Annotated in this window: 20 protein-coding genes and 2 pseudogenes; 7 read left to right on the top strand and 15 right to left on the bottom strand. The window is 46.1% G+C overall.

The window, feature by feature from the left end; all coding sequences use genetic code 11:
- Window positions 1-387: 387 nt before the first annotated feature.
- Window positions 388-2,631 (bottom strand): methionine--tRNA ligase, encoded by a 2,244-nt coding sequence (gene metG / locus LKE40_03315; GenBank protein MCH3916499.1) that lies wholly within the window; start codon window positions 2,629-2,631, stop codon window positions 388-390.
- A 205-nt stretch (window positions 2,632-2,836) separates the two neighbouring features.
- Between metG and hflK the strand changes: the two genes are divergently transcribed.
- Window positions 2,837-3,877, top strand: a complete 1,041-nt coding sequence (gene hflK, locus LKE40_03320; protein MCH3916500.1) for an FtsH protease activity modulator HflK — start codon at window positions 2,837-2,839, stop codon at window positions 3,875-3,877.
- Window positions 3,874-4,869: a protease modulator HflC gene (hflC, locus tag LKE40_03325; GenBank protein MCH3916501.1), complete on the top strand. Its 996-nt coding sequence runs from the start codon at window positions 3,874-3,876 to the stop codon at window positions 4,867-4,869. Before hflK ends, hflC begins: the two co-directional genes overlap by 4 nt.
- Before the next feature lie 71 nt (window positions 4,870-4,940).
- Here hflC and LKE40_03330 read toward each other — a convergent pair whose 3' ends face one another.
- The 10 genes from LKE40_03330 to LKE40_03375 all read right to left on the bottom strand — a co-directional run bounded on the left by LKE40_03330 (window position 4,941) and on the right by LKE40_03375 (window position 16,022).
- Window positions 4,941-5,261: a hypothetical protein gene (locus tag LKE40_03330; GenBank protein ID MCH3916502.1), complete on the bottom strand. Its 321-nt coding sequence runs from the start codon at window positions 5,259-5,261 to the stop codon at window positions 4,941-4,943.
- Window positions 5,262-5,454: 193 nt separating this feature from the next.
- On the bottom strand, window positions 5,455-6,318 hold the full coding sequence (locus tag LKE40_03335; protein MCH3916503.1) for a carbohydrate ABC transporter permease: 864 nt from the start codon (window positions 6,316-6,318) through the stop codon (window positions 5,455-5,457).
- Entirely contained in the window at window positions 6,308-7,378 is a 1,071-nt protein-coding gene (locus tag LKE40_03340) for a sugar ABC transporter permease (protein ID MCH3916504.1), read from the bottom strand. The genes LKE40_03335 and LKE40_03340 overlap by 11 nt, the downstream gene beginning before the upstream one ends.
- Window positions 7,379-7,452: 74 nt before the next feature.
- The gene (locus LKE40_03345; protein MCH3916505.1) at window positions 7,453-8,772 is read right to left on the bottom strand and encodes an ABC transporter substrate-binding protein; all 1,320 of its coding nucleotides are present in this window, start codon (window positions 8,770-8,772) and stop codon (window positions 7,453-7,455) included.
- Between the two features lie 35 nt (window positions 8,773-8,807).
- The gene (locus tag LKE40_03350; protein MCH3916506.1) at window positions 8,808-9,830 is read right to left on the bottom strand and encodes a LacI family transcriptional regulator; all 1,023 of its coding nucleotides are present in this window, start codon (window positions 9,828-9,830) and stop codon (window positions 8,808-8,810) included.
- 287 nt (window positions 9,831-10,117) lie between these two features.
- The gene (locus tag LKE40_03355) at window positions 10,118-10,798 is read right to left on the bottom strand and encodes an HD domain-containing protein (protein MCH3916507.1); all 681 of its coding nucleotides are present in this window, start codon (window positions 10,796-10,798) and stop codon (window positions 10,118-10,120) included.
- Window positions 10,799-10,812: 14 nt separating this feature from the next.
- Complete coding sequence (locus LKE40_03360; GenBank protein ID MCH3916508.1) at window positions 10,813-12,414, bottom strand: hypothetical protein; 1,602 nt, start codon at window positions 12,412-12,414, stop codon at window positions 10,813-10,815.
- A complete protein-coding gene (locus tag LKE40_03365) occupies window positions 12,411-13,166 on the bottom strand; it encodes an ABC transporter ATP-binding protein (GenBank protein ID MCH3916509.1) in 756 nt (251 codons plus the stop codon). The genes LKE40_03360 and LKE40_03365 overlap by 4 nt, the downstream gene beginning before the upstream one ends.
- Window positions 13,167-13,288: 122 nt before the next feature.
- A complete protein-coding gene (locus LKE40_03370; protein ID MCH3916510.1) occupies window positions 13,289-14,164 on the bottom strand; it encodes a putative ABC transporter permease in 876 nt (291 codons plus the stop codon).
- A gap of 46 nt (window positions 14,165-14,210) precedes the next feature.
- On the bottom strand, window positions 14,211-16,022 hold the full coding sequence (locus LKE40_03375) for an amino acid permease (GenBank protein ID MCH3916511.1): 1,812 nt from the start codon (window positions 16,020-16,022) through the stop codon (window positions 14,211-14,213).
- Window positions 16,023-16,420: 398 nt separating this feature from the next.
- Between LKE40_03375 and LKE40_03380 the strand changes: the two genes are divergently transcribed.
- The 4 genes and pseudogenes from LKE40_03380 to LKE40_03395 all read left to right on the top strand — a co-directional run bounded on the left by LKE40_03380 (window position 16,421) and on the right by LKE40_03395 (window position 20,052).
- The gene (locus LKE40_03380; protein MCH3916512.1) at window positions 16,421-17,650 is read left to right on the top strand and encodes an argininosuccinate synthase; all 1,230 of its coding nucleotides are present in this window, start codon (window positions 16,421-16,423) and stop codon (window positions 17,648-17,650) included.
- A 257-nt stretch (window positions 17,651-17,907) separates the two neighbouring features.
- Window positions 17,908-19,431 carry a DNA methylase gene (locus tag LKE40_03385; protein MCH3916513.1) on the top strand — a complete coding sequence of 508 codons (1,524 nt, stop codon included), beginning with the start codon at window positions 17,908-17,910 and terminating at the stop codon, window positions 19,429-19,431.
- Window positions 19,428-19,856 (top strand): hypothetical protein, encoded by a 429-nt coding sequence (locus tag LKE40_03390; GenBank protein MCH3916514.1) that lies wholly within the window; start codon window positions 19,428-19,430, stop codon window positions 19,854-19,856. Before LKE40_03385 ends, LKE40_03390 begins: the two co-directional genes overlap by 4 nt.
- Before the next feature lie 67 nt (window positions 19,857-19,923).
- Window positions 19,924-20,052, top strand: a pseudogene (locus LKE40_03395) (SufBD protein).
- A 33-nt stretch (window positions 20,053-20,085) separates the two neighbouring features.
- Here the strand turns inward: LKE40_03395 and LKE40_03400 are convergent.
- From LKE40_03400 to LKE40_03410, 3 genes and pseudogenes are all read right to left on the bottom strand, one after another.
- Window positions 20,086-20,271, bottom strand: a pseudogene (locus LKE40_03400) (acetyltransferase).
- A 104-nt stretch (window positions 20,272-20,375) separates the two neighbouring features.
- The gene (locus tag LKE40_03405) at window positions 20,376-20,846 is read right to left on the bottom strand and encodes a GNAT family N-acetyltransferase (GenBank protein ID MCH3916515.1); all 471 of its coding nucleotides are present in this window, start codon (window positions 20,844-20,846) and stop codon (window positions 20,376-20,378) included.
- Between the two features lie 53 nt (window positions 20,847-20,899).
- Window positions 20,900-22,051 carry an ATP-binding protein gene (locus tag LKE40_03410; GenBank protein MCH3916516.1) on the bottom strand — a complete coding sequence of 384 codons (1,152 nt, stop codon included), beginning with the start codon at window positions 22,049-22,051 and terminating at the stop codon, window positions 20,900-20,902.
- A gap of 220 nt (window positions 22,052-22,271) precedes the next feature.
- Between LKE40_03410 and LKE40_03415 the strand changes: the two genes are divergently transcribed.
- Entirely contained in the window at window positions 22,272-23,225 is a 954-nt protein-coding gene (locus LKE40_03415) for an IS1595 family transposase (GenBank protein ID MCH3916517.1), read from the top strand.
- Here LKE40_03415 and LKE40_03420 read toward each other — a convergent pair.
- On the bottom strand, window positions 23,222-23,461 hold the full coding sequence (locus LKE40_03420; GenBank protein MCH3916518.1) for an AAA family ATPase: 240 nt from the start codon (window positions 23,459-23,461) through the stop codon (window positions 23,222-23,224). The genes LKE40_03415 and LKE40_03420 overlap by 4 nt on opposite strands.
- Between the last annotated feature and the right edge of the window lie 43 nt (window positions 23,462-23,504).

Here is a 23,504-nt window from a genome sequence, read left to right on the forward strand (position 1 = left end):
GTACCGATATAGGTATGCAACTGCCGTGAAATGGATTCCAGCCAGCTGGCATCCGATTCCATGCATTCGGGAAGCCTCACGCCCTGCAATGACAAAGGGCCCAACGGTATATAAGCGAGGGAAAATCCAGGAAACAGCTGCCGTACCAAGCAAAGGAAGATGGCAAGTTCCTTCCCTTTTTCATCAGTGATAAAGAATGCATATCCTTTCCAACCAAGGTACTGCTTTACTCGAGCCCACTGTTCGCTTTGAAAGGGTTCAAGACCCGTCAAGTCATGTAAAGAAGCAGGAATCAAAGCATACATTGCAACGGCCTCCCCCATACAGACAAAAGAAGGGCAGTCAATTGCCTGCCCCCTGTGGATATATCAATTTTCAGCCTATTCCTCAGCCGACATTGCCATTAATATAGACATGGGCCTTTACCGCCTTTCCATCAAAAGAACAAAGTTTTTTCCCATCAATCTTTACAATTCCATCTTCAGTATAAATCGGCATGGAGAAGAATTGGTCGGCTTTGACGTATGTCTGCTTTTCCTCAGGCCTGGTTTCACCCTCTGGCTCGAGTACAGTACCTACGGGAAGCTCGTCTGCAAAAAGGACTTCACAGGTTTCATGTGCATCATCCTGCCGGTCACTGGCCGCCAGAAGCATTCCCCGGCTCTTGACTCCACGGAAATTCGCAGGCTTGAGATTGCTTACGAGAATGATATTCCTCCCAAGCAGTTCATCGGCTTTATAGAATGGTACGATGGAAGATACGATTGTCCGCTTTTCTTCCTCTCCCGTGTCAAGCGTCAGGATATAAAGCTTGTCACCGTTGGGGTGCTTCACTACTTCCACAATCTTGCTGACAAGCAAGGTCACCTTCTGGGCAAATCGCTGTGAGACAGTCAATGTTTCTTCATCTTTTTCCATTTTTTCACTACCTTCCTTCTTATTATCGGACACAGCACTGTCATTACCCTTTACGGCTTGCTGCCGCTGTGCCTGGCTACCACTGTATTTTTCCCGCAGTGTCTCTATCAGCCCATCATCAAGTTTTTCAAAAAGCAGATTTGTCGGGTTGATCACTTCAACTCCTTCGAAACTGCCCAGATTCTTCCAATCGTCATGTTCCCTGCCGACAAACTTCAGGATAGAATTACCGGTCACCGGCATATACGGTCCGACCAAGATGCCGATATCCCTGATGAGATAAACCAAGGTACGTAGCAAACCTGCGGCCTTGTCAGGCTCTTCTTTCCTTGTTCTCCAAGGTTCACCGTCCTGGAAAGCCTTGTTGCCGATCGAAGAAAGAAAACATATCTGATGAAGGGCGTCCCTCTCCTCTGCTCTTTCAAGCAGGGAATCAATAAGTCGCTCTTTTTCATGGATAGCTGCAATCACTTTTTCATCAAGTTCCCCCTGAGGAACCTTGCCGTCGTAGAAACGGTTGATGAATGTAAGCGTACGGTTGACCAAGTTTGAAATATTGCCGATAAGTTCTCCGTTTACCTTTTCCTGGAAATCACTCCAAGTAAACGTGACATCAGATTTCTCCGGCCTGTTGTAGAACATATAGAAACGCCACACATCGCTTGGAATACCGGTTTCGATGACATCATTGCCGAAAATGCCTATGCCTAGGCTCTTGGAAAATTTACCACCCTCATAATTTAGATACTCAGTGGCACTCATATGATGCAGCATCGTCCAGTTTTCTCCGCTTGCGAGTAACGTAGACGGAAAGATAACCGTATGGAAAGGAATATTGTCCTTTCCTATGAACTGGAACAGTTCCGTATCATCAGGGCTCTTCCACCAGCGTTCCCAATCTTTGGTCGCATAGGAGGAAATCGAAATATATCCTATCGGAGCATCGAACCACACATAAAAGACCTTGTCTTCAAAACCTTTCTTCGGTACTGGTATCCCCCATTTCAAATCCCGCGTGATTGCCCTTGCCTTCAGTCCGTCCCTGATCCAGCTCTTGGTAACCTGGATAGCATTGTTTGACCAGAAGCCATCCACCGAAGCCTTCTCCATCCATTTTTCAAGCAATGGCCGGGCTTTCGGAAGATCCAGATAAAGATGCTTGGTCTTTTTCATTATGGGAGTAGTTCCGCATACACTGCATTTCGGATCAATCAGTTCACTTGGTTCGAGTAGTGTCTGGCAGTTGTCACACTGATCCCCCCGCGCGCCTTCGTAGCCACAGTGTGGACAGGTCCCATTGACGAAACGGTCTGCAAGGAAACGCCCACAGTGGGGACAATAAAGCTGCTCAATTTCTGCTTCCGTGATATACCCGTTGGCATCGACTTCCTTGAACAGTTTCTGCACGATTTCAGTCTGGTGAGGCATACTTGTCCTACCGAAATAGTCAAAGTCAATATTGAACCAATCATATATCTTACAGTGGATCTCATGGTAATGGTCACACAACTGCTGAGGCGTCACCCCCTGCTGGAGAGCCCTGGTTTCCGTTGCTGTTCCATACTCATCGGTACCACAGACATACAGAGTCTCATATCCCTTGGAACGGCAGAATCTTGCAAAGACATCTGCCGACAATACCTGAGTTAAATTTCCCAGATGCGGAATATTGTTCACATAGGGAAGTGCTGATGTAACAAGTCTCTTTTTCATAGATGGAATCATAGCCTCGATAGCCTATTTGTTCAACTGCAAAAGGTCCAGAAAGCAAACACACGGCAATACAATCTGAAGACTTGAAGGCAAAGGTTAACAGACCTTTGCCTCTCAGCAAGGTTTTACTCTTGACGCATAAATCAAACACCAGTACATTCTAAGTACATGATTCTGCGGTTTTCTTACCGCAAAAGGAGTTTTCATGGACAATTTCCAGCAATCGGATCATCCGACGAGCAAGCCTCTGAACCTAACTCCGAAATTGCTCCTGGCTATCATTGTAATAATAGTGGTTGCAATAACAGCTCTGACGAGTTTTTTCGTCGTTGACCAAACAGAGCAATCGGTCATCTGCCGATTCGGAAAATACAACAGGACCGTTGGTTCTGGCTTGCATTATAAGATTCCATTCGGTATCGAGAAAAGTTATAATGTCCCCACGCAGGTAGTACAGACATTGACCTTCGGCTATAGAAGCAATACAACATCCAGTCCGCTCATTGCCAGTACAGACTACCCGAAGGAATCAATCATGTTGACCGGGGACCTCAATATCATTGATGTAGAATGGATTGTCCAGTATCAGATCAACAACCCGAAGAACTGGCTGTTCAATGTCAAGGAAAGGGAGACGACAATCAGGGATATCAGCCAATCCATCATGAACATGCTGGTAGGAGACCTCCCCATCCTTTCCGTCATGACCAGTGAAAGGACAAAGATTGAAGTACAGGCCCAGCAACTCATGCAGGAAAAGTTCGATACCTATGGGCTTGGTGTCAAGATAGTAACCGTCAAGCTCCAGAACATCGTTCCACCGGAAGGTGACGTACAGGATGCTTTCGAAGATGTCAACAAGGCCATCCAAGACATGAACCGATATATCAACGAAGGCAAGGAACAGTACAACTCAGTAATTCCAAAGGCACAAGGTGAAGCAAAGCAGGTCATTCAGCAGGCACAGGGCTATGCAGCAGAAAGAGTAAACAATGCCGAAGGTGACGTGGCTAGGTTCGATGCTGTCAGAAAGGAATATGAAAAGAGCAAGGAGGTCACTGCAGATCGCCTGTACATAGAAACCATGGAAGATATCCTTTCAGAAAACAAAGGAAATATCACGTTGGTTGACAAGAACCTTGAGAATTTCCTCCCGATTTCTCAAATTGACCTTGGTACGGCTACAGCACCGGCTGCAACTGCTACTGACGCAACTACGGCTGCCACCGCAGGAGGAAACAAATGAAAAAAGCAGTAACAACCATCGTAATCATTGCGGTCATCGTCATCATATTTCTTCTGCTCGGGCCTTTCTACATCCTTAATGAAGGTGAACAGTCAGTTGTGACAAGATTCGGCAAGATTGTCGATACCCAAACGGAAGCAGGTCTCAAGTTCAAGATGCCGATGATAGACAACGTCGTTGTCTATCCTAAGAAAGTCATGAGCTGGGACGGTGAAGCACAGAGGATCCCGACAAAGGAAAACCAATTCATATGGGTTGATACAACAGCCAGATGGATCATCAGTAATCCAGCAAAATACTATGAGTCGGTCACTACGCTGGCAGGTGGTATCTCAAAGCTGAATGATATCCTTGACTCTACAGTCAGGACCATCATCAGTGAGAATTACCTCAATGAGGCAGTAAGGAATTCAAACCAGATCAATGACATCAAGGTAGATGAGACAGTGCAGAATGTGGAAAACCTCCAGGATGCAGAAAACCTCAGATCCCTTACCCAAACAAAATCACTGCAGGAAAACATCAAGATAGGACGTGAGGGTCTCTCTCAGGAAATGTACAAGATGGCCAGTGAATTCACCTCCGCCTATGGCATCAAAGTGATTGATATCATCATCAGACAGATCCGTTACAGTGATGATCTGACCCAATCAGTCTATCAGAGGATGATCAAGGAAAGGAATCAGATTGCTGAAGCATACCGGTCCTATGGGCAAGGCCAGCTGGCCCAATGGGAAGGCAAGACAGAAAGCGAACAGAAGAACATCATTTCCACGGCTTATGCTGAAAGTGAAAAAATCAAAGGTGTTGCAGATGCAAAAGCTACACAGATTTACGCTGATGCATATGACCAGGATCCTAAGTTCTTCCTGCTGTGGAGAACCCTTGAATCCTACAAGAAGACAATACCTGACCTGAAGAAGATCCTGTCAACGAACATGGACTACTTCAAGTTGATGTATACGCCGACATGGCAACCGGACAGCAAATAAAACCTATCCGATTTGCATCAAAAAGCTGCATCCGACCAAGGATGCAGCTTTTCTTATGCCTACTGCCTACTTTAGTTGCTTTTCTTCAAAAAATAGGCAACAGTCGGCATCAGTATATCTGCAACAATAGCAATGATGAACAATGGCGTCATTTTTCCTGTACCGATCCATTTGAACAACGTCATAAGTACGGCACCTGCACTGAAACAGCACCAGATGACAAACCCATCCTTATTGCCGCGAAGGAAAATGACCAAGCCTGTGACCATTCCGATCTTTATCAAAATAAAAAGGACATTCAACGATACCGGTCCGATCGGATACAAAAGCACCGCTCCGGCAACTGCTGTTACAATAGAAATCCATAGCCATACCTTCAACACACCATGCATAAGACGAACCTCCTTACATATTGAATTCTATTTTCAATAGTACTGCGTTCCTTAGCAAGAAACAATGCAATTACTTTCCATATAGACAATGATTACGCAAAAACATGCTGACTGCCCGTGATCTTTCAAATCGATTCTGCGATTGAAAAATCCCTGCAGTCAGCTACAGGCAGATAAAACCAGCAAAGGCTCCTTATCCCTTGACAGCTCCCGCTGTAAGTCCTTCGACCAATCTTTTCTGAAAAATATAAATAAGCACCAGCAGAGGAATGGTAACCACGACAGATGCAGCCATTATTTCTCCGAAAGGTTCCTGCCTTGCAACAGTTCCGCTGAACAGTGCCATTGCAACAGGAACTGTCCTGGCGCTACTCTCAATGGAAGTAAACGTCAAAGCAAACAGATACTCGTTCCAAGCCGCAATAAAAGCCAGCAATCCTGTCGTTACCATTGCAGGAACAGTCAATGGCAGCAAAATCATATAAAAGGCTTGAAAATTGGTAGCACCGTCAACATTTGCAGCTTGCAAGAGAGAATCAGGAATTCCCTTGAAGAATGATGTCATGACCCAAATTGTAAACGGCAATGTAAAGAGCATATAGGAAAGGATCATTGCAGGAATTGCATCTATATGCAATCTGTTGATGACCGAGTACAGTCCCGTCAAAACAGAAATCTGAGGAAACATTGTCATGGAAAGAATAAGATACAGACTGAACGTCTTGCCTTTGAATCGCAGCTTTCCCAAGGCAAAGGCAACAAAGGCACCGACCACAAGGCAGATCAAGGTAACTGAAATTGAGACAATAGCGGAATTCTTGATACCTCTGAGAAACGTAGCATTGCTGAACACAGCTTTGTAATTGATCAAAGAAGCCTTGGCTTCATGTGTAACAGGATCCCTTGGTATAAAAGTAGCCGGGGTCATCATAAGTTGTGATTCTGTCTTCAGTGAAGTAACAATCGTCCAATAGAATGGAAATACCAGATAGAAAAACATGACTATAACCAATATCCAGAAAGCAATATGGCCTATTGTCTTTGATTTACTTTTCATTTGCTACACCTCCTGAGATCCGGGTATAGATAATGATGAACAACAAGATGATAAAGAATATTACGACACTCGCAGCGGAAGAGTATCCCATCATCTTGTTGTCAATCAACTGATAATACGCGAAGGAAGCCATTGAATAGCGTTTCTGGGCAAAGACAATCTGGAACAAGTCAAACACACGCAAGGCATCCAAGGTCCTGAAGACCAAGGCAACCAGAAGTGTATCCTTGACCAACGGCATAGTCATCTTCCAGAACCGCTGTACGGCATTGCAGCCATCTATCTTTGCAGCTTCATAGATACCTGGCGGAATCGTCTGAAGACCAGCCATCAACAGCAATGCCATGAAAGGGGTCGTCTTCCATACATCGATTGCAATCATCGCCCATACTTGGGTCGATTCTGCAGTCAGAAAAGGAAATTGCCCGTTCGTCCAGCCGAACCATTGGCAGATGACGTTGATTACTCCTACACGGGTAGAAGCAAACATCCATTCCCACATACGAGAAGAAACAGCAGTCGGAATCGCCCACGGTACCAACATGGCTACACGTAGCCCTCCCCTTCCTGGAAAATTCTTTATCATGACCAAGGCTATGACCATCCCGAGAATCGTCTCGAGCAATACCGAAAGTACGGTAAATACGATGGTATCACCAATGGACTGGATAAATTCAGGATCTGTTGCGGCAAAGACATAGTGCCTACCGAAGAAATCAAACTGTGACACGGCCTTATAGCGGTAAGGTTCCCTCGGCAAAATGTCAATGGGATCTTGATAAGCAGGTTTCTGGGTCGTAGTATCTATCATCTGCTTTCCTGAGGCATCCAGAAGAGGTTCCAATTCAGCAACCTTCATGGACAGCAGTTTCTGATAGTTGTCCATACCTACAAAACGTACGGTCCGGCTACTCGCAAACTTCTTGTCGGTCAAACTGGTAGAAAATACCGTAAACAATGGGTAAAAAGCTATAAGAAACAGAATGACAAAGGAAGGAAGCAGCAATATCATTGCGAGTTTCTGTTCCTTTTTCTGCAGCCTGTGAGAATTCATCTGCATGCCTCCTTTTTTCAGAAGCAGGCGGCACCCTCACCTCCAGGCAAAGGCACCGCTCGAAACATATCTTGGGAATACTATTTGCCGATGACATCAGCAATATCAAGAGAAATATTCTTGACAGCCTTCTCTGCACTCACTTTCTTTGAGAGCACGTCATGGACTTCAGTAAAGAACACCTTGGATACTTCAGCATACCTAGGAGCCGTAACCGTTGACGGACGGGCAACTGCCTGTGTAAACACATCATAGAGACTTCCAAAGAACGGTGTTGCCTTGAGTACGTCCTTGTCCTGATAAAGAGCCTTGATGGTCGGGTTATAGGAACCGACGATTGCCCTACGTTTCTGCTGCTCATAACCTGTCAGATAGAACAGGAGATCAGTCGCTTCCTTAGGATGCTTGCTATACTTGGAACAAGCCAACTGCCATCCACCCAAGGCAGCTGCACCATGTCCGCTTGCACCGGCAGGAAGCGGAGCTACATCAAATTTGCCTTTGATGACGGAATCATCAGAATTTCCAAGTGCATATGCATAAGGCCAGTTCCTCATGAACAGGGCATTTCCGGCCTGGAACATATTCCTGGCATCCTCTTCACCGAAGCCAAGGACACCTTCCGGTGAGATAGTACCTACCCAACCAGCTGCCATCGCAATCGCTTCTGCAGCCTTGTCATTGTCAATGGAAATCTTTCCGTTACTTTCCACGATAGAGCCGCCACCGTTGGAATTGATCCATTCAAGGGCATCACAGGTAAGGCCTTCATAAGAATTGCCCTGCCAGACAAAACCCCAGAAATCCTGGTTTCCTGCAGCTCTTTCACCGGCTTGGACCTTCTTGGCCATTTCGTCAAGTTCCTTCCATGTTGAAGGAGGAGCATCATAACCATATTTCTTCAGCAGGTCAGTCCTGTAATAAAGCAGACCTGCATCTGTGAACCAAGGCATGGCAACCAATTTACCATCTACGGTATTGTTCTTCACTATGGCCGGAAAGTGATCCTTGGCATAATCAGCACCACCATATTGATTCAAGTCAAGCAGATGTTCAGCAATATCGCCGGGCCAGATGACATCAATTTGGTAGAGATCGACCGCACTGGACTTTGCTTCGAAGTATTGGAGATACAAACCAAGACGGTCCGTAGTCAAGTCCGGTGTTTCCAGGCACTCGACTTCAATGTCAGGGTGAGTCTTCATATATTCAGCAGCACCATCTTTTGCAAGCTGGAGTTCCTGGCCTACAGCCCCTGCAGCAACGACAAGCTTGATCTTTCCCTGTTCCTGCGTCTGGGAACCGGAAGCCGCCTCTTCAGAAGACCCGTTGGCAAAAATGCCGATCGAAGCACAGCCGACCAACAAGGTACCTATGACAACCTTTACCACTCTGTTCATAATTTCCTCCTTTTGCAAATTACGAAATAGATTGACTATGTACTTTCCCTTTCTATCAGATAGGGTTTTATTTCCTCTTGGATATGTCTTCCATCACTCCCCGTCTTGATGAGGTCAAAAATCCTTTTGCTGGCTTTCCGCGTTATCTCTTCACGAGGTTGATGGATGGTCGTGATAAACGGTGGCAGTATCCTGCTGTAGTAGCTGTCATCAAATCCTACTACTTTTATATCTTTGGGAACCCGTATACCCTTGCTTTGCAGTGCTTGTATAAGTCCCACGGCAACGACATCAGCTTGGGCAAATATTGAATCACAGCGGCATACAAGATCAAAATGCTGCTGGACAAAATGATAAGCACTGTAAACATCACTGGGAATGAGGAAATGAAGTGCAGGATCTGCTTCAAGGCCATATTCCTTCATCGCCATATTGAAACCCTTCGTACGATCGTTGAACTCTGTACCGATATTCGGAGCACATCCGACCTGCAGAGGCTTTTTGCAACCTTTTCCAAACAGATGCTTCCCAGCAAGATATCCTCCGTATACATTGTCAGTAATGAAAAAATCAAGTGCCCTCAAATCAGTGAACTGAGGATGGAAGTGGACCTGTACCGCAGGAATCTGATAGCAGTTGAGGCAATTGATATCGGCCTCGGTAATCTGGGCATGCAGGAAAAGGAATCCATCTACCTTATGTTCCCTGATCAATCGGATTGCATTGCTCTCTTTCGTATGCAGGTTGATTGCTTCGACCTGAATCGTATCGAGCTGGAGTCGTTCCAATTCCCTACGTAAATTCAGGAACAGTGCATTTACATAAGAATGCGAACCATCTTCATCCAGACTTTCCTGATAAACCAAACCAACTAGTCCTGTCTTATGCGTTGAAAGGCTCTTTGCACTGTTGTTCGGAACGAAACCAAGTTCAGCTGCCAATTTCTTGACCCTGTCCCTTGTAGTCTGTGAAATCCGAGGGTTATCATTGAGACAACGGGAAACGGTCGATGTACTTACATCTGCAAGTTTTGCAATATCCTTGATTGTCACAGCCATGCACAGCACCTCCGTTTACTATTGTTGTGCAACCGTTTGCTCAACAATTGAAAGTATATCATAAGCAATATATCTGTCAAGATTTATTTTAATAGAAAAATTACCACCGATGAAATATTTCATCTAAAGTGGCAAATTAAAAAATTATATTTCGATAAAGAGTGAATTAAATAAAAAGACCTAAATACCTGATTCCCTATTTATTTTCTTAAATTCAGCTTGTTTTGGGTTACATGCAAACAACATGTTTTTGTCCGTTGTTCAACCGGTTGCACAAAATTATCAGACTAGTCTGAAGCTGATTTGACCTTGTCGGAATCCAGATATCGGCAGCTCTCTTCCAGTTGCTGCAAGGTGATCAAAGCTTTCGGCAACCGTCGGATTGCCTCTTGCCTTGAGTTCTCCAAGAACAGACAGCTTTCAATTGACCTACACTTTGTACGCAAAAAACCAATGAACCCAGCAAGCGGCTGTTCCATCCAACCCTTGCCTGAATAGACCCGTACAGACAATACCCCTGCAGTTGCATCGTAGCCGAGACGTCTGCAGAATCGACTGAGCCTGAACGGATCAAAGAAATCAAGCTTATCAGCATCAAAGAGCAGCTTTGCTTCAATGGAATCCGGTTTAGGTCCGCTGTTCCTGCTATGTTGGGCAATGCATAGTGCAATCCTGTCAGAAACCTTGTCACTGAACCAGTTCTTACCCTTGAGATAGGTCGCAGCCAGCTTGGAACCTTCCTTTGCATGATCGCCCATCGAGCCACCGGTTTTCTCAATCGGACCTCTGGCAATATCATGCAGCAGGCAACTTGCATGAAGGACAGTCATATCAACATCACTTTCATTTGTCGCCAGTGCCATTGCCAGCGCTTCTACCCGAAGCGTATGCATCAATGTATCGACATCGGTAATCATACCTTCCTTAAGTTCATTTCTGATCGCATCAATCTTCTGTATAGCATCCATCGCATTTCTCCTCGTCAGTCTCCACTGAGGGCTTTCGCTGTAGCTTTTGCAGCAATTCTATATCCTGCTAGGGAAAAACACAATCCAGGAATAAAAGCAAGCCAAGCAAATGAAGGAAGCAGACAGACTATCAGCATGGAAGGGAGCAAAGCTATGAGATTGACAAGCAGGGCAATGAGTGTATTGGGATTGCTTTTCATAGCCTTGACAGGCAAATCCCAGTCAAGCATCGGCCGGCTATAGTCAAGTGCGAGGTCAAGGCAACCGATGGTAAACGTATTGATGACAAGAAGCGGAGGAAAAATGACAAACCACTTGGCCGAAAGACCTGCAACACCTATAAATACAGATAAATAGATGAGATATGGAAGAGCAACAAGCAACATATGGAAGTACAGTTTTGCCCTGAGCACTTGCTTAGGTTCAATAGGAAGTACTTTGTCAAGTTTCAGAAGCTTCCCTTGCCGGCTGACAGATGTCGCTGAGACAAAACACAACCCGCTGAACAGACTGATGATGCAGAACAGCAAGCCAGGGAACCAACTGGCATTCTGCTGTGCAAAAAGGAATGAAGTTATTTGCGAAGAAATCCCCATGAACAGCCAAACGGCAATAAGAATTACAGGTATCAGCAATTCACCGAAGAACTCAAAGCTCAGGCCCCTATCGCTTCGGATAATTTCCATTTCCCTTCTGAGCAAGGCTTTCAAAGGCGAAGAAGCCTCCGTTGCTTGTCTGTATGACTTTGATTTTTTCTTTTTCCTTCCTTGGGCATACAACTCAGCCTGGTAGGTAAAACGTCCTGAAGCAAAATGCAAGACCAGCAAAGGGAAAAGCAAAGAAACGGAAACGAAGACAACCAGGCAAGGAAAAGCATGTTCCAAGGCTCCCGACATCTGGGAAAAATAAAACAGATCAGCTGTCTTCCTGAACAGTGGAAGATACATGGACATCTGGATATCGGTCTGGTCGGCCAATGTTGCACCTCTGGAAAGCAAAAGTACGGCGATAATCGGAGGTGCAGTCGCAACAAAGCCTTCCAGCCAAGCAATACCGTTGATATAGCGAATCTTGATGAAACTGAAAAGGACACCGAGTGACAGAGGAGCGAGCGGCAGAAGAAAGAAAATAAGGATGAATACCACGAGCATATAGGAAGTGAAGCCTATAAGCAGGAAAAAAGCTATTGCCAGGGGAATTATCAGAAGTACTTCCAACAGAAGCGTATAGCCATAGGCAAAGCAGAAACGGCTCAGACAAAGTTCTTCATTGCTTACCGGCAACGTCATGAGCAACTTGCCATCCTTGCCTCCATAGAGGAAAGCATCCATGAACAGACCGACCAACAGAAAAATCAGGATACTATAGCCAAAAAACAGAAAAGTCATGCCATCCAGTGTCTTGCCTGCTTCCCTTGCAACAAAGACAAGACCGTACGCATTGGAAAAAGACAAGAACATAAAACTTGCAGCAACAAGGACAATGATAAGTTTTGTCACAATTTTGCCCACGGTCCCCTGTCTTGCTTTGTTCGACCCAATTCGAAAGCGGCTGGAGAGAAGGTCCTTTCCTGACAGATTCCCTTTTATAAGTGTCAATATGATTCCGAATCTCATGACAGGGCTTCCTCTACTTTGTTTTCCAAGCCGGACTCGCCGGTCATCTGAAGGAACAACTGTTCCAGATCTCCGCCCTTGCCTTGGTTCAAGTCAGCAAAACTACCGTGGAAAAGAAGCTTACCCTTGTCAATGATACCGATATCCGTACACAGGTTCTGTGCAACTTCCATAACATGCGTCGAAAAGAAAACGGTTCCGCCTTTCTTGCAGAATGTCCTCATTACATCCTTCAGGATGTAGGAAGACTTTGGGTCAAGTCCGACCATAGGTTCATCCAAAATCAACAGCCGTGGATGATGTATCAAAGCGGCTATGACACCAAGTTTCTGTTTCATGCCATGGCTATAGCTTGAAATCGGTGTATCAATTGCTTCTTCCAAGCTAAAAAGCTCGGCAAGACGTGCAGTTTCTTCCTTACGTTCTTTTGCGGGAATGCCGAAAAGATCACAAATAAAGCCAATATAGCGTCTTCCGCTCATATGTTCATAGAACAGAGGTTCATCAGGTACATACCCGATGAGCTTCTTGCAAGCCAGGCTATCCTTGCCTGCGTCATGTCCAAAGATTGATACAGTTCCAGCTGTCGGCTTCAGACTGCCTACCAGCATGCCTATCGTTGTACTCTTGCCTGCACCATTTGGTCCAAGGAAACCAAAGATCATACCATCTTCAACAGTAAGGTCCAAACCATCAACAGCAATCTTGCCTTCCGGCTCATATCTTTTGGTCAATCCCTTGAGTTCTATCATCTGCAGACCTCCATGCATCCTGTTTTGTTTCATATAGTATTATGATATCATGATAATATCATAATACTATTTCTATGACAAAAGTAAATCCCTTGTCAAGCAATAGGACCGAGTATTATATTCTACTTTCTGCTTTTTTTCTTGGAATCTTCCAGAAGTAACATCATCTTGTCCCTGCGTTCCTTTGCTGCCTGCATGCCTCTTGCTCTCCAACTTCTGAGTTCGTTCCTTGCAGTCTCAAGCTGCAGACGCAAGCCTTCGTTACGACTGGTCATCGAGGGATTGGAGAGGATGATCCTCCTGCCTGTACGTCCGATCTCTCCCTTCATGTTGTCAATTTCAGCTTCCATCTTGGCAGTCAGCTTGGACATAAGCTCTGATGAAAGGCTCTCTTTCTGCAAAGCTATGGCACGCTCTTTCAATTCCTGAGTCTTCAGATGAAGATTCTCCACCCGTCTCTGGAATGCCTTCATCTTGAAGCACGAAGCGGTAAAATCGACGCCCATACCCACCACAATGGTCATGGACAAACTATAAAGGACATCCTGGGGCAGACGCAGGATGGTATTGGTACAGCCGATACTGAAAAACCTTGTTATCACCACACCGAGCAAACCGAACAATACCGAATTCAGCAAACATATCCTGCCATTGAGATTAAAACGGTGTTTGCTGTAATCCCAAAGCTTGATATGGAACAATTTCTCCAAAAACCACGAACCGAAATATTCAAGGAAACTTGAACTTACCGCTCCGGCAAGGAAGACTGAAAGGATATTGCCTCTCAGTTGGCCGACAGCCCTGCCAGCAACAGGAACGATCACATAGATGATAATCAATGCACCGAAACCATAAATCGGTAGGTATGGACCGTGAAGAAAGCCACGGTTGATAAAATGCCCGGCAGGTACCGAACAATAGACGACTTCACAGCACCACCCTATCACACTATAGATGAAAAAGTTGATTGCTAGTTGTTCAAACAGTTCAATGGACATACAGCTCCTCAATGTGCACACATGATAGGGCAATCAGCATTCTGGTTCAAGCAGGAAAAATCTTATCGAGCAGATCAGAAAGATCTGTCGATAGCCAGATAGAAGGAAAATCCTCATTGCTTGCAGCCCTTGCGATATGAGTCAATGCAATAAGATGATCCTGTCTGGCTTCAAGCGGACCGAAAAGGAGAAACACAGCTTTCACAGGAGGTTCATCATCAGAAAAAGAAACCCCTTCCTTGCATCTTAGTGCAACCATTTCCATCTGGTCCAAATCATCAAGAATTACATGGGGCACTGCAAGGAAACTGCTCAACTGTGTACTTGCCTCTTCTTCCCTATGAAGGAATTCATCCATCAGATGCTGCTTGTCATTACAGGAAAATGGCAACATATCTCCATCAATGACCTGTTCAAGCAACTGTGGGAAAGAACAGGATTCCTGAATTTCATAGACCTTTGAACGCGCCACCAGCTCATAGAAATATTTTTCCCTGCTGTCCCTTTCCACGACGATTTCCTCCAATTCCTTTTCCAGCAATCCCTGCGTCAGCCTTTCATCGGCAATGCGCTTGAGCACGTGCAGCAAGGCATATTCACCACTGCTATGTTTGCTTCCATAGAACAAATAAAGAAGCAGGCATCCAAGCCCTAGGAGCAATGCGACTTCCAACGTCAGGCTTCCAAGCTCAAAGACGAAGAACGTAAACAGCAATATGCAGGCAATATGGAGCCAAGGATAGAACGGTGACTTGAAGGACGGCTGGTAGTATTCCAAGCGACTTTCCCGCAAGACAATGACAGAAATATTGGTAAGCACGTATGAAGTAAGTATGACACTCGATGCCGCTTTTACCAATGAGTTCAGATCAAGCAGCAATGATATCCACATCAGGAGACCGGTAATTATGATTGCGACATATGGCATTCCTCTCTTGTTGAGCCGGACGAAGAAAGATGGTAACAATCCATCCCGTGACAAGGAAAGCGGATAGCGGGAAGCTGCCAGGATCCCTGCATTTGCAGTCGTCAGAAAAGCCAGGGAAGAAGCAATGTTCATAAGGATGAAGCCTATGCTTCCCAGGCTTACCGAAGCTGCCTGGGCAACCGGAGCCGGAGCAACAGCAAATTCCTCAGGGTCAAGAAGACCCGTGACTCCGACCATTACCAACACATAGAGAACGGTAACGACAATGATCGAAGAGAGCATACCCCTGGGGATATTCTTCTTTGGGTCTTTGATCTCTTCTGCCAGATTGGCTACCTTGAGCAATCCTCCGAACGAAATGAACACAAAACCTGAAGTCACCAGCATATCAGTCGGAGTGCCTTTGAAGAAAGGCTTATAATTAGCTGGATTGACTTTTCCCAATGAGGCTACTATGAAAACTACCAGCAGCAGAAGCAGGAATGCAACAAGCAACGACTGCAACCGTGCAGCTTCCTTTGCTCCGCTGAGATTGACGACTACGAAGAAAACGATACAGATAGTAGAGGAAATAAGTGGATTGATGCCCCACAGCATCCATAGGACCTCGCCTATACCATACACGGCAAGTGCACTCTTCAAAGACAGTGCAAGCCATCCAAGGATACCTGAAAACGTCCCGACAAATGGCCCCAAGCTCCTGTTGATAAAGTAGTAGTCTCCGCCTGAACGGGGCATGGCAGTTGCCAGTTCAATCATGCTCAGGGACCCTAACATAGCAAGTATTCCAGCCAAGCCATAGGAAACAATTGCTGATGGACCGCTCTGGGCAAAAGCAAGGGACGGAAGGATGAAAATGCCGGAACTGATCATTGCTCCGACAGCCAATGCGAATACGCCAGCGAGAGAAACATCTCGTTTCAGTTTCATCGGTGCTCCTGCAAAAGGGAATTCGGACTCCCTTTTTATTAAAAATACTACCATGTACATACTGTTTGTCAAGAAAAACCACAATGATATATCTTTTCCCGACATTTCAAACAACTATATATGTATGAGAATGTGAAGAAAAATCTTTCTAAAACAAGAATCGACAGGCCATCAAATAAAAGGTAACTCTTGAATATTTATGCGAATAAGTGCGCAGTTTCATGTAGATAGTATACAGAATATACAAATATTTATTCAGGAATGGTTCGATATTCTAGCCAAAGATGATATTTTTTAAATATTTATTCATTAATCACTTGACATAAATTACATAAATATACATACTCCAAACCGTCAATAAAGAGAAAACTCAACAAGGTCAATGGAGGACTAGTAAAATGAGCAAAGAAAAGGTCATTCTCGCCTATAGCGGCGGTCTGGACACATCAGTCATTCTTAAGTGGCTGAGCAACAAGGGATTCGATGTAATTGCCTATGTGGCAAACGTCGGACAAAACGAAGATTTTGACGCAATCGAAAAGAAAGCCTATGCAACAGGCGCCAGCAAGGTCTATATCGAAGACCTACGTAAGGAACTTGTCACCGACTACATCTTTCCGGCTATGAAAGCAAATGCAATCTATGAGGGCACGTACATGCTCGGTACCTCCATCGCCCGTCCTATCATTGCAAAACGACACATTGAAATAGCTAAGAAAGAAGGAACCAAATATGTAGCACACGGCGCTACAGGCAAGGGCAATGACCAGGTAAGGTTCGAATTCGGTTACTATATGCACATGCATGATGTCAAGATTATCTCTCCATGGAAAGATCCTGAATGGCTTTCACAGTTTGAAGGACGTTCTGACATGATTGCCTATGCCAAGAAGTACAATATTCCAATCAAGGCATCTACTAAAAAGCCATATAGCGAAGATGAAAACCTCATCCATATCAGCCATGAAGCAGGCATCTTGGAAGATGCCGGCAAGAGATGTCCTGAGGATGTCTTCAGTCTTACTGTAAGCCCGAAGCAGGCACCGGATAAGGAAACCATACTGACTTTCGAATTCAAGGACGGCACTCCGATTTCCGTAACCAATGAAACAGAAGGCACCACGGTCACAGATCCTCTTGAGATGATCTATTATCTCAACAAGGTCGGTCATGACAATGGAGTCGGCAGGGTTGATATGGTCGAGAACCGTTACATCGGTATCAAGAGCAGGGGCGTCTATGAGACCCCGGGCTGTGAAATCCTCTGGAAGGCACATCATAGTCTTGAAGGTCTGACAATGGACAAGGAAGTAATGCACTTGAGGGATTCTTTGATGCCCAAGTTTGCAGAACTTATCTATAACGGTTACTGGCACGCACCGGAATTCAATATGCTGGAAGCGGCAATGGAACAGAGCCAGAAGAACGTCACCGGCAAGTCTACTGTTGCCATCTATAAAGGCAATGTCATGATGGCCGGAATTTCCAGCCCATGTTCTCTCTACAATGAACAGCTGGGTTCCATGGAAGTCAAGGGCGGCTACGAGCCTGTTGATTGCAAAGGATTCATCAACATCAATGCAATCAGGTTGATGGCAAGTGCACAGAGAGACCACATGGAAGGCTAAAAAGCTTTTCAGCAAAAAAGGGAATCCGATCCGATTGGGTCGGGTTTCTTTTTTATCGGTGTTTTCTTCCCTACAAAGGACTTCTCTTCGTCCTCCAGGTAATCGCGCGTTTAATTGACGGGAAATAGAAACATGTGATAATGTCAGAAGCGAAAGTGTATCGTAAGCTGTTCTGACGATATTATCTTCTTTGGGAGAAAAAGTAGTCGAATTCTAATTTACCAAGCAGATAACTTTTCAGGGAGGTGACCGAAAGCGTGAAGAACAGAACATATATCGCAATCGATCTGAAATCCTTCTATGCTTCAGTCGAATGTATAGAGCGAGGACTTGATCCGCTGACTACCAATCTTGTTGTCGCCGATGCGAGCCGTACCGAAAAAACCATCTGCCTCGCCGTCTCCCCTTCCCTCAAAGCCTACGGCATCCCCGGCAGGGCAAGATTATTCGAGGTTGTGCAGAAGGTTAAGGAAATCAACGCGGCCCGGCAACGAATGGCGCCGGAACAAGTCTTTTCCGGTGCATCCTTCAGCGATACGGAACTGAAAGCCTCGTCGGGACTTTCGCTGGATTATATTGTTGCACCGCCGCAAATGGCACATTACATGTCTTGCAGCACACGGATTTACACGGTTTACTTAAAATATGTAGCGCCCGAAGATATTCACGTCTATTCCATTGACGAGGTCTTCATTGACACCACTGATTACCTAAACACCTACAAACTCTCAGCCCGTGACTTTGCTACGAAAATGATTCAGGATGTTTTGGATACCACCGGTGTTACGGCGACTGCCGGAATCGGTACGAATCTGTATCTGGCCAAGGTCGCAATGGATATTGAGGCAAAGCACATACCTGCTGACAAAAACGGTATGAGGATTGCCGAATTGGATGAAATAAGCTACCGTCGCTCGCTGTGGGCGCATCGGCCTTTGACAGATTTCTGGCGCGTCGGCAGAGGATATGCCCAAAAGCTGGAAAAACTCGGTCTCTTTACAATGGGAGATATCGCACGGTGCTCCCTTGGTAATCCTGCCGATCATTATAACGAGGATTTGCTGTACAAGCTGTTCGGCATCAACGCAGAGCTGCTGATTGACCACGCATGGGGATGGGAGCCCTGCACCATCGCCGATATCAAAGCGTATAAGCCGAGTACAAGTAGCATCGGATCAGGGCAGGTACTGCAACACCCCTACTCCTTTGCCAAAGCAAGGCTGATCGTGCGGGAAATGGCCGATTTACTGGCACTCGACTTGGTGGATAAAAGGCTTGTGACCGACCAGCTTGCGTTGACCGTTGGTTATGATATTGAAAATCTGACCGATCCGAAGATCAAGAAACTCTATCACGGGGCAATCATGACCGACCGTTATGGGCGCGATGTTCCAAAATCCGCACACGGTACGACAAACCTCGGTAGGCGAACTGCCTCAACAATGCTGATTATGAATGCGATTACAGAACTGTTTGAGTGCATTGTTGACAAAAACCTTATGGTCAGGAGAGTCTATCTTACAGCAAATCATGTGGTAGATGAAGGGACCGTTCAAAAAAAGGATAGCTTTGAACAGCTTGACCTCTTCACGGACTACGCGGCGGCACAGGAAAAGAAAGAGGCCGAAAGAGTGAAGCTTGTACGGGAAAAAAAGATGCAGAAAGCAATGCTGGAGATCAAGAAGAAACACGGGAAGAATGCCATCCTAAGGGGAATGAATCTGGAAGAAGGCGCAACCACAGTTGACCGGAACAAACAGATCGGAGGACACAAAGCATGACGGGAACGTATGACGACATCATCAACCTGCCACACCATGTCTCTGAGACACGTCCTCACATGACAGTAATTGACCGGGCAGCTCAGTTTTCTCCCTTCGCTGCGCTGACCGGTTACGATGATGCCGTCAAGGAAGCTGCAAGATTGACAAATAAGCGTATAGAATTAGACGAATATACGAAAGGAGTCTTGAACGACAGACTGCAGATCATAGCGGGCCGCACAAAAGAACAGCCGGAAATCACGATTACCTATTTTCAGCCGGACAAAAAGAAAAGCGGCGGTACTTATATCACCGCTACTGGTTCGGTTAAAAAGATAGACGGATACAAACGGATTGTCGTTATGGACGATGGCACGACGATTCCCATTGATGAAATAATCAGCATAGACGGACAGATATTCGAAGCTCTGTGCAATAGGTAACATTTAATCGGAATTTGCCGGTCATCTTAACTGTAAATCATGATATAGGACGGTGAATGTAACAAGCGACAGTTACCTTGTGCACATTATGGACGACAAGCCGATTACAGCAAGGCAGACGATCAGGGCGTTGCCCGCTGTCGCAAAATACAAGCCCAATCTCATAGAGGATATTTATAACGCGCTGCACAAAGCGAAACAGGAATTTCACCCCACAGGCAAGTGATCAGAATTTTCCGATTACCAGCTTTTCATGAAGAATCGGATAATGGTATAGCACATTGTTGGCAACGAAATCTCTTGGTTTATGTTCAAAGCCATTGTAGGTGATCTATGAACCGATTTCTATGGAAGGTTCATTCACGACATTCTTCAGATAGCCTGTCTGGGTATCCCCTATATCTTGTCTTTTCAGGAATAGTCATACTATCCTCCTTATTATACTAGATTTCAAGGACTGTTCCAGCAAAGGCAATGCATCGTCTTGCCATTGAATCTCTTTTCTCCTTCCATAAGGTCTCAGCGGCAATTCGGCAATTCCATCTCGTTGTCCATCTTCAGAAAACCGAATTTTTTATACAGGAACCGTCCCATATCCGTAGCCTCAAGGGATATCGCTGGTATCCCTTTTGCCAAGGAAGCTTTGACCAACAGGCCAAGGACTTTGGAAGCTATTCCCTTTCTCCTGTACCTTTGGTCAGTATACATGTTCATGATATATGCTTTATAGCCGGTCTGGTTGTGATAGGTAGGCATCACCCTGAAAAAACTGACTCCGCCGGTACCGATGACAGTATCACCATCGAACACCAGATAAGCCACATGACTGCCATCAGCAAGGGCTTTCTTATAATATGCATAGGTATGCTTCCTGACTTCCGGCATATCCATTGAATCATCCAGCCCATTGGCAGCCCGCAAAACCTTTATCCGAGTTTCTGTCAGCAGGCCCAAATCTTCAATTGTTGCTTCCCTATATAGAAAGTCCATTCTTATTTGCTCCTATGGAACCCATTGTAACTGAAGCCATACAGAAAAGAAAATCATTTCGAGTATGCTTCGATGTAAGAATTTACCTGCGATGCAAGAAAAAGCGGCAGATTGAGCAGACGATACGGTCTTGCAGCATTGGAAGAAGTAACAGGTGTCCTCGCCTCTTCCACGGAAAATGTACCGCTGTATAACCGGACGGCAAGGCTATTCCCTGATGCATTGATGAATTCATGAAGGGAACGGAGTGTCCCATTCTTGCCTGATTTGACTTCAACAGGATATACCTTGCCTTTATTTACCGTCAGGAAATCCACTTCAGCATTCGATTGTTTCTCTTCACGTATCCAAAACAAGGGTTTTTCACATATGGTATTGCTTCGAGCCATAAGTTCCTGGGCAACCAGCTGCTCAGCAAGTTTACCGGCATATAGAGCATCAAGAGATTCTTCGGTAAAATATGCCGCCTGGCCCCCCAATGCATAACCAAGCAACCCGGTATCAATAAATTGCAGCCGAGGCCTTCGCCTCAGATTCGGTACAAGAGGAAGTGCATAGCCAGTTACAGGATATCGCAGGTACAGTAGCATTGCTCGCTCCAAGGTACGCAAGGCATTTCCTACTTCCTTCGATTTGTAGCCTGAATTTCCAAAATGTTCAAAAGCAATCCGGTTCCCGACCTCCGCCGGAGTACTTTCAATGACATGCCTGATGATATCCGTTTCATGGCCACCCTTTGCGTATTTTGAAACATCATCCTTATATGCGGTAAGCAGGCTCTCATATACCGGCGAAAGCTGTGAAAGATCTTTCGTTTCGGCATACCGCACAACGGCTTCTGGCATTCCTCCGACAAATGTATAAAGCCGGAATAGCTCCATGAGCTTCTGCTCTGCGTACCGAGGGACAGGGATCGTATGGAAAGCATCAAGTGCCTGTGTTTCTCCTAATGCCTGAAGGAATTCTTCAAATGTCATCGGAAACAGGTAACGATACTCAACCCGCCCGACAGGAAAGTTGACATGACGCTTGTCCATGGATATTTCAAGCAATGGCTCCGCACCGATGACAAACAAATCCGGCAACTCCTCATAGAAATAGCGCATCTGCATGACAGCCTGCGGCGAGTTTTGGATTTCATCAATGAACAGAAGCGTATCACCCTTTCTCCTGCAGTTCTTTTCAAGACAGATATACTGGATCAATTCTTTTGGCTCTGTTTTCCAAGTGTATTGCTAAGCGCTTGAAGCGACCGTCTTTTTGTAATATACTCAACATATGTTATGTAAAGACAAAGAAACCATCAGCCTTGAAACATTGGCGGAAATGCTCGGGAATCTGTCGGAACAGGACCGCCAGAGGGTCATTGCATTGGCCGAACTGGCAACGTATGCTCCCGACAAGCATCGGGACAGTCACGAGGACATGCCGCGTTGTCCCCATTGCTCCGGTGTCCATGTCCGTCGCAACGGCTTCGTCAGGGGCAGGCAGCGGTATCTCTGCGGGGATTGCGGGCGTACGTTCGGGGCGACCACCGGTTCTGTGCGATACAAGAGCAAGCACGGCAAGGAAACCTGGGAGGCCTACCTGGAGGCATTCGCCCTGAGGCTTCCCCTGCGGGAGGCCGCACGCAAGTGCGGCATAGCGCTGAGCACCTCGTTCTTCTGGCGGCACAAGATCCTCGATGCACTGGCGACGGGATCCACGGGGAACTTGCTCAGCGGCCGGGTACAGGAGGACGAGACGTACATCCAGGACAACTACAAAGGCAACTGCGATGCGGAAAACAACTTGGGAACCAGGGGGAAGCGGCATCGGAGCCCGGCATACAAGACCCATAGGGTGACGGGCCATCGTCATGAGAGAGGGAAAGCGACCCATACGAGGGGCTTGGGCAACCAGAAGGTCTGCGTGCCGTGCGCCATCGACGAGCAGGGGAAGACCCTGGCGAAGGCTGCCGGCAGGGGGATGGTGCAACCCCGCTACCTTTCCTTTGTCCTGGCCTCGCACCTGGGCGATGACGTGGTGATGGTGACCGACAAGAGCCGGGCAAGCCGGGAATTCTGCGCCTCGGATGGCCTGCCGGTGGTACAGCTGAAGGCGGGCATACAGGGATGCCCGGTACGAGGGCGATACAACTTGCAGAAGGTCAACAGCCTGCATAGCCGTCTTCGGGGGCTGCTGGCTGGATTCAGGGGTGTCTCCACGAAATATCTTGACGACTATCTTGCCTGGAATGGCTTCGAGGTCGAGAACCCCGGATCGAATCGCCTGGATCTGAAAACCGTATTGCTGGACAAGATGCGGACAATCGGAACATGTTCAACCTATTGGGGGATATTTCACAAGCCTCCCTTGCCTTTTCCCACTGTTGGCTAGCCCTGCAATACACTTGGAAAACAGAGCCATTCTTTTACAGAAAGAGAGCTCCTGAATAAACTGAGGTCACTCTCAATGTCCATATTGAGATAGATGAATGTGTCGAATTCTGCTCCGAATTCCTTCACAACAGTTGTCTTACCCGTCTGTCGCGCACCACGGATAACCAGAGGTTTCCGGTATGGCGACTTTCGCCATTCTCTGAGATTTCCAAGAAGATTACGGTAAAATTCCATATCTGTTTCCACCGCCTATTGCACAAAGTCAACCCAATTTTCA

This window comes from Spirochaetia bacterium (genome assembly GCA_022482625.1).
Lineage (GTDB): Bacteria > Spirochaetota > Spirochaetia > Sphaerochaetales > Sphaerochaetaceae > Pleomorphochaeta.